This window comes from Ferrovum sp. (genome assembly GCF_027317285.1).
GTDB lineage: Bacteria > Pseudomonadota > Gammaproteobacteria > Burkholderiales > Ferrovaceae > Ferrovum.
In genome coordinates this window covers 1-4376 of record NZ_DAHVHV010000088.1, presented here as the reverse complement: position 1 = coordinate 4376, position 4376 = coordinate 1, and the positions used below count along the sequence as shown (strand labels likewise).

At 50.9% G+C, this 4376-nt stretch carries 3 protein-coding genes; all 3 read left to right on the top strand.

Going from position 1 to position 4376, the window contains the following annotated elements; translation table 11 throughout:
• Positions 1-78 precede the first annotated feature (78 nt).
• Entirely contained in the window at positions 79-2178 is a 2100-nt protein-coding gene (locus tag M6F29_RS11325) for an AAA family ATPase (RefSeq protein ID WP_298159930.1), read from the top strand.
• A 45-nt stretch (positions 2179-2223) separates the two neighbouring features.
• Positions 2224-3717 carry a DUF2779 domain-containing protein gene (locus tag M6F29_RS11320; protein ID WP_298159927.1) on the top strand — a complete coding sequence of 498 codons (1494 nt, stop codon included), beginning with the start codon at positions 2224-2226 and terminating at the stop codon, positions 3715-3717.
• A gap of 73 nt (positions 3718-3790) precedes the next feature.
• Positions 3791-4376 (top strand): transposase (locus tag M6F29_RS11315; RefSeq protein ID WP_298159924.1); only part of this gene is annotated, 586 nt, incomplete at its 3' end.

Genomic DNA, 4376 nt, shown 5'->3' with positions numbered 1-4376 from the left:
TTTTGAAAGACTGGCCGGTCAAATTCATGTCGATTCGGTCTCGGGTGAGGATTTTCTATAACGAACACGGATTCAGGTATGCGACATCGTTCGTCCCGGCGTTATTCTTCAGATCTCTTGCCGATTGTTCGTCTCTGGATACTGCGCCTACTGGTACCTCTTGGCGCCAAAAGTGAATTCATTTGTTCTCATGGCTGGCGCAACGAAACATTGGCCCGATTGCTCGGGGTGGAAAATTGCCTGGATAACGAGCCAGTTGATGATTTGGACGAAACCACCCGTAAATCTGCAGCCAATTTACTCGGCAAGCTTCACAAACAAGCCGAAAAGAATCTGGGGAATGTAAAGCCGCCCGTCATCCTGACAAAGAACATTTCGAAACTTTCCGTGATGGTGGGCCTTTCGGCCACCGAATGTCGCATTCTTGAATTTGCCACCCTGCTTCACAGCGACGCATTGCTTGATGACACAGCTGACTGGCTGGGTCACATGTCCATGGAAAAAACATACCAAGCGATTTCATTATTACTCGACTTACCAGAGTCAGAAGTCAAAAGTTCTTTAAGCACCAAAGGACTGCTTCATCAATCCGGACTCCTTTCACTTGACAGTGGATTACGAAACACCTTGAAAGAAAAACTGAATATCCTGTCGGACAGTTTCGCCAGCATCATCACATCCTCTGATACTGACCCGATGGACATGCTTCGTGAGATTGTCGCAAAAGCTGCACCCCCTCAACTCGAACTGGCTGATTATGACCATATCTCGAAATCCCTCAACATCCTTAGACCTTACCTCAGACAAGCCTTGAATGAAAATCGCAAAGGGGTCAACATCTACATCTATGGCCCTCCTGGCACAGGAAAAACCCAACTTGCTCGTGTGCTGGCCCAGGAATGCCAGTGCAATTTATTCGAGGTTTCCTGTGAAGATGAAGATGGTGACCAGACCAATCGGGATAAACGGCTTCGCGCTTGTCGTTCGGCACAAAGTTTTTTGTCAAAAAGTCATTCCATACTGGTATTTGATGAAGCCGAGGATGTTTTCAATGACGGCAATGAACTGTTTTTCCTGAAGAAGAAATCTTCTCAAAAAAATAAGGGCTGGTTCAACAACATGCTTGAAAACAATTCGATTCCCACTTTTTGGTTATCCAATACCATAGAAGGCCTGGACCCCGCCTTCATCCGCCGTTTCGACATGATTTTCGAACTGCCGGTGCCCCCCAGAAAACAGCGCCAAAGCATTCTTAAGGAGGTCTGTGGTGACATGATCGATGATCGAACGGTCGCATTTCTGTCAGAATCAGAAGTTTTGGCACCTGCCGTCGTTGCCCGCGCCGCTTCAGTAATCAATACCATTCGCGACGAACTCGGTCCAACTGCTTCTGTAATCGCCTTTGAGCGCCTGATCGGCAATACGCTGGAAGCTCAAGGGCATAAACCGATTCGACATGGCGATCCCAACCGATTGCCGGAACTCTATGATCCGTCTTTTATCCATTCCGACAGCGATCTCTCCCAGATCGTTAATGGACTGGCACGGACGAAGGCTGGGCGGATTTGTCTCTATGGCCCTCCCGGAACAGGCAAAACGGCTTACGGCAGATGGCTGGCAGAAAAACTGGAAATGCCCCTCCTGGTCAGACATGCCTCAGATCTGCTGAGCAAATGGGTAGGAGAAGCCGAAAAGAACATTGCTTATGCATTTCGTCAGGCCGAACAAGATGGGGCTCTGCTGCTTATCGATGAAGTGGACAGTTTCCTTCAAGATCGCAGAAATGCAGCACAAAGTTGGGAAGTCACACAGGTCAATGAAATGCTCACCCAGATGGAAGGTTTTACCGGAGTATTCATTGCAACGACCAACCTCATGGATGGGCTTGACCAGGCCACCCTGCGTCGGTTCGATCTCAAGGTAAAACTTGACTATCTCAGACCTGCTCAGGTCTGGATACTATTTCAACGCCACTGCCATTTGCTTGAGTTTTCACCCCCAACCCCAGAGTTGAAATTCAGGCTGGAACGGCAAACAAAACTGACTCCGGGAGATTTTGCTGCCGTTGTGCGCCAACACCGGTTTCGACCCATCGGATCTGCCACTGAACTGGCTGACGCACTCGAAGCGGAGTGCCACATTAAAGAAGGTCCTCGCACCGCTATCGGCTTCATCTGAAAAATATTACACTTTTCGACAACTTGGAGATAACAAGGCCAACCCATGCGCAACCTCTCAAAGTCCAAACTGATGGCCTACCGCCAGTGCCCCAAGCGGCTTTGGCTTGAGATCCACAAACCCGAACTCAAAGAGGAGTCCGAGGCTACTCAGGCGAGTTTTTCCATCGGTTACCAGGTCGGTGATATTGCCAGAAAACTCTACGATCCTGAGGGGTCCGGAAATCTGGTCGACATCGACACGCTGGGATTTCCAGGTGTATTCGCAGCCACAGGCGAGTTTCTGAAGGAACACCACCCTATTTTTGAGGCGAGTTTTCAGGCGAAAGGAGCCCTGGCATTGGCCGATGTACTGCTCCCATTGGACAACGACTCTTCAGCTTGGCGCATGGTGGAAGTCAAATCATCTACCTCGGTGAAGGATATTCATCACGATGACATTGCCGTGCAGGCATTTATCGCTCAATCCTCAGGGTTGAATCTTGTCAGCGTCTCCTTGGCCCATATCGACAGTTCGTGGACCTATCCCGGTGGCGGAGATTACCGAGGACTCCTGAATGAGGTAGACCTCAGTGCGGAAGCCTTGACTCGGGGCGAGGAAGTACAGGGCTGGATAACTGGGGCTCAGGGCATCGCCGCAAGGAAATCCGAACCTCCGGCAAAAATAGGTGCGCATTGTGATAACCCCTACCCCTGCGGTTTTTATGATTACTGTAGCAAGGACGAACCAAAGGTAGAGATGCCGATACAGTGGTTGCCCAGGCTTCACTGCAATTCTTGGTTGGAAAACGGGATTCACGACTTGCGACAAATTCAGCCGGATTTATTGGATCCAATCCAACAACGGGTTCAGGACTGTACGATCCGTGGCAAGGAATTTTTTGACCGTGTGGGAGCCGCCAAATATCTTCAGCCCCATGCTTTACCGGGATATTTTCTGGATTTCGAGACCATCCAGTTTGCCGTTCCCATATGGGGTGGAACCCGTCCCTACGAGCAGATCCCTTTCCAATTCAGTTTGCATCATCTATCTGCCGATGGTCTTCTCCGTCAGGAGGCGTTCCTGGACCTTTCTGGCAAGGACCCTTCGCGCCCTTTTGCCGAGAAACTTGTTGCCGTCTGTGGGTCCAAAGGCCCGGTCTTTGTCTACAATGCCTCCTTCGAAAAAACCCGAATCGCCGAACTGGGCAAGCGATTCCCTGATCTGTCGAAAAAACTCCTGGCCATCAATGACCGTGTCGTCGATTTGCTCCCCATTGCCCGTAACCACTATTACCATCCCAGCCAGCAGGGCAGTTGGAGTATCAAGGCAGTGCTGCCTGCCGCCGTTCCTGAGTTATCTTACGAAAATCTGGAGGGGGTGCAGAATGGGGGAATGGCAATGGAGGCTTATCTTGAAGCAATTCATCCGGGCACGCCGGTGGATCGCAAGGCCGAGATCGAAAAGCAACTCCTGGCCTACTGCGGATTGGATACCTATGCCATGGTACGTCTATGGCAAGTCTTCTCTAGCAGCCTGTCGGGCTTTGCAGGCCAATAATTTTTTATAAAACTCAATAACCTGATGATTTGAAATGTTATAATTCGGAATCACAGCCTTTCTGGATGCCGCCATGCCGCGCTTTGTTCCAACTGACCGTAAAACTTCCTATCTTCTGCCGCCATCACTGGATGACTGGCTGAACGAAGATCATCTGGCGCGCTTCGTGGTGGAGGTGATTGACCGATTGGACCTGTCTGGCCTGACCCGTCAGTATGCGGGACGCGGATCGGCTGCCTATCATCCGGCCACCTTGCTGGCCATTCTGGTCTATGGATACGCCACGGGAGTTTTTTCCAGTCGTCGTCTGGAACGTGCCACCTACGATTCGGTGGCCTTTCGCTACATTGCGGGCAACACACATCCAGATCATGACACCCTGGCCACTTTTCGCCGTCGCTTTCTGGATGAACTGGCTGGCCTGTTTGTGCAGGTACTGGAAATAGCGCAGGAAATGAAGATGCTCAAGTTGGGGACGGTCTGTCTGGATGGCACGAAGATCAAAGCCAATGCTTCGCGCCACAGTGCGCTATCGCATGGTCATATCGAGAAGATCGAGGGTCAACTCAGGGTGGAGGTGCAGGAACTGTTGGCGTTAGCGGAACGGGAGGATCAGGCGGATCTGCCGGACGGGATCAATCTGCCTGAAGAGATCAAGC